The 2,887-nt window shown below is 52.6% G+C and carries 2 rRNA genes; both read left to right on the top strand.

What is annotated here, in order from left to right:
- Positions 1–2,611, top strand: a 23S ribosomal RNA gene (locus tag V6U78_RS12605); the annotation flags it as partial.
- 160 nt (positions 2,612–2,771) lie between these two features.
- Positions 2,772–2,887: ribosomal RNA gene (rrf, locus tag V6U78_RS12600) — 5S ribosomal RNA — on the top strand.

The raw sequence follows: 2,887 nt of genomic DNA, 5'->3' as shown, positions 1-2,887 counted from the left end.
GTGTTAGTGGAAGGCTCTGGAAAGTGCCGCCATAGTGGGTGATAGCCCCGTACACGAAAATGCTTTACAGGTGAAATCGAGTAGGACGGGACACGTGTAATCCTGTCTGAATATGGGGGGACCATCCTCCAAGGCTAAATACTCCTGACTGACCGATAGTGAACCAGTACCGTGAGGGAAAGGCGAAAAGAACCCCTGTTAGGGGAGTGAAATAGATCCTGAAACCGTGTGCGTACAAGCAGTCGGAGCAGACTTGTTCTGTGACGGCGTACCTTTTGTATAATGGGTCAGCGACTTATTCTCAGTGGCGAGGTTAACCGTATAGGGGAGCCGTAGGGAAACCGAGTCTTAATAGGGCGCGCAGTCGCTGGGAATAGACCCGAAACCGGGCGATCTACCCATGGGCAGGTTGAAGGTTGAGTAACATCAACTGGAGGACCGAACCGTAATCTGTTGAAAAAGATTCGGATGACCTGTGGGTCGGAGTGAAAGGCTAATCAAGCTCGGAGATAGCTGGTTCTCCTCGAAAGCTATTTAGGTAGCGCCTCGTGTATCACCACCGGAGGTAGAGCACTGTTAAGGCTAGGGGGTCATCCCGACTTACCAACCCTTTGCAAACTCCGAATACCGGTGAGTGTCAGCACGGGAGACACACGGCGGGTGCTAACGTCCGTCGTGAAAAGGGAAACAACCCAGACCGCCAGCTAAGGCCCCAAAATCCTGATTAAGTGGGAAACGATGTGGGAAGGCACAGACAGCTAGGAGGTTGGCTTAGAAGCAGCCATCCTTTAAAGAAAGCGTAATAGCTCACTAGTCGAGTCGGCCTGCGCGGAAGATGTAACGGGGCTCAAATCAGGTGCCGAAGCTGCGGGTTCCACTATGTGGAGCGGTAGAGGAGCGTTGTGTAAGCCGTCGAAGGTGGATTGAGAAGTCTGCTGGAGGTATCACAAGTGCGAATGCTGACATAAGTAACGATAAGGGGTGTGAAAAACATCCCCGCCGGAAGACCAAGGTTTCCTATCCCATGCTAATCAGGGTAGGGTGAGTCGGCCCCTAAGGCGAGGCCGAAAGGCGTAGTCGATGGAAAGCAGGTTAATATTCCTGCACCAGTGCATACTGCGATGGGAGGACGGAGAAGGCTAGGCGAGCCAGGCGTTGGTTGTCCTGGTGAAAGCAAGTAGGCGGTACCCTTAGGCAAATCCGGGGGTGCATAACGTCGAGATGCGAGAGGAAGATGATCTTCGGAGATTCGAACTCGTTGATGCCACGCTTCCAAGAAAAGTCTCTAAGCTTCAGGTATGCAGTGACCGTACCCCAAACCGACACAGGTGGTCAGGTCGAGAAGACCAAGGCGCTTGAGAGAACTCGGGTGAAGGAACTAGGCAAAATGGTGCCGTAACTTCGGGAGAAGGCACGCCGACACTAGGTGACGTTAACACTAACTGAGCCGAAGTCGGTCGAAGATACCAGGCCCCTGCAACTGTTTATTAAAAACACAGCACTCTGCAAACACGTAAGTGGACGTATAGGGTGTGACGCCTGCCCGGTGCCGGAAGGTTAATTGATGGGGTTAGCGCAAGCGAAGCTCTTGATCGAAGCCCCGGTAAACGGCGGCCGTAACTATAACGGTCCTAAGGTAGCGAAATTCCTTGTCGGGTAAGTTCCGACCTGCACGAATGGCGTAATGATGGGGGCGCTGTCTCCACCCGAGACTCAGTGAAATTGAAATCGCCGTGAAGATGCGGTGTATCCGCGGCTAGACGGAAAGACCCCGTGAACCTTTACTATAGCTTCACACTGGACTTTGATATTGCTTGTGTAGGATAGCTGGGAGGCTTTGAAACGTGGACGCCAGTTCGCGTGGAGCCAACCTTGAAATACCAGCCTGGCAATCTTGAGGTTCTAACCTAGATCCATTATCTGGATCAGGGACCGTGTGTGGTGGGTAGTTTGACTGGGGCGGTCTCCTCCCAAAGAGTAACGGAGGAGCACAAAGGTACCCTCAGGCTGGTCGGAAATCAGCCAATGAGTGCAAGAGCATAAGGGTGCTTGACTGCGAGACAGACACGTCGAGCAGGTACGAAAGTAGGTTCTAGTGATCCGGTGGTTCTGTATGGAAGGGCCATCGCTCAACGGATAAAAGGTACTCCGGGGATAACAGGCTGATACCGCCCAAGAGTTCACATCGACGGCGGTGTTTGGCACCTCGATGTCGGCTCATCACATCCTGGGGCTGAATTCGGTCCCAAGGGTATGGCTGTTCGCCATTTAAAGTGGTACGCGAGCTGGGTTTAGAACGTCGTGAGACAGTTCGGTCCCTATCTGCCGTGGACGTTGGAGACTTGAGAAGAGCTGCTCCTAGTACGAGAGGACCGGAGTGGACGAACCTCTGGTGTTCGGGTTGTCATGCCAATGGCACTGCCCGGTAGCTATGTTCGGACGGGATAACCGCTGAAAGCATCTAAGCGGGAAGCCCCCTTCAAGATAAGGTCTCCCTGAGGACTTGATCCTCCTAAAGGGCCCTTGAAGACGACAAGGTTGATAGGTCGGGTGTGGAAGTGCAGCAATGCATTGAGCTAACCGATACTAATGACCCGTGAGGCTTGACCATATAACACCAAAAGAGTTTTACACTGAACAATACCGGATACATGAGACTGAACGCTTTGACAAGCAGGCTAGAGAAATCAACACTCAAAAGCCACAAAACTTGGATTCTTGCCCCTTTTTAGGATGTTGGCACGCAACAAGCCAGCAACCAACCAGTTACGCCTGATGACAATAGCGAGTGGGAACCACCTGATACCATGCCGAACTCAGTAGTGAAACCTCTCAGCGCCGATGATAGTGTGGGGCCTCCCCATGTGAAAGTAGGTCATCGTCAGGC

It is taken from the genome of Marinospirillum alkalitolerans, from assembly GCF_045055655.1.
Taxonomy (GTDB): domain Bacteria; phylum Pseudomonadota; class Gammaproteobacteria; order Pseudomonadales; family Halomonadaceae; genus Marinospirillum; species Marinospirillum alkalitolerans.
Note: the sequence above shows the minus strand (reverse complement) of the source record. Positions and strands in the feature narration are given on the sequence as shown.